The organism is Liquorilactobacillus sicerae, assembly GCF_029916425.1.
Taxonomy (GTDB): Bacteria; Bacillota; Bacilli; order Lactobacillales; family Lactobacillaceae; genus Liquorilactobacillus; species Liquorilactobacillus sicerae.
This window is the reverse complement of sequence record NZ_JAHAVQ010000127.1, coordinates 1-560: the sequence shown is the minus strand read 5'-3', so window position 1 is coordinate 560 and position 560 is coordinate 1. Positions and strand designations below refer to the sequence as shown.

The window sequence follows — 560 nt, the reverse complement described above, 5'->3', positions numbered from 1 at the left end:
CTTTACAAGAGCGGTGCTCTGCCAACTGAGCTAAGTCGGCGACGAAATTGTTACTTGGAAATGATTTCTCATTTCCAATGGACGCTACAGGGATCGAACCTGTGACCTCCTGCTTGTAAGGCAGATGCTCTCCCAGCTGAGCTAAGCGTCCAAATTCTTAAATCGCTTTGAACAACACGCGACTAAAATCTAATACATAATATTCCAACGAACGTCAACAACTTTTACGAAAAAAACTCAAAATTATTTTTTAATTCCCCTAATTCGACCTAAAGCTTCACTTTTGCTGGCCTCAATTGTCTCTGCGATTGGCTTAAAACCGGCCTTTACCCTAGTGGCTGTCCAAAAATGCTTGTAAATATTACGATTTTCACCAGGTTTTGGATTTGCATGAATTTTTGGAATCGATAATTGACGAAAACTTAAACTAATTTTTTTACTGTAATCGTCAATATCAAGAATAATCGCCTCAACTGGTTGTCCTATATGAAACTCGTCAGGCAAATTATCAATTCGACCATTTTTACATTCCGAAATATGAACTAAGCCCTGAATTTTCG

At 38.4% G+C, this 560-nt stretch carries 1 protein-coding gene and 1 tRNA gene; both read right to left on the bottom strand.

Annotation, left to right across the window (positions count from 1 at the left end; translation table 11 throughout):
* Nucleotides 1–78 precede the first annotated feature (78 nt).
* Nucleotides 79–151, bottom strand: a tRNA-Val gene (locus KH893_RS11610).
* 92 nt (nucleotides 152–243) lie between these two features.
* A partial coding sequence (locus KH893_RS11605; protein ID WP_281166255.1) for a S1 RNA-binding domain-containing protein occupies nucleotides 244–560 on the bottom strand: 317 nt, incomplete at its 5' end.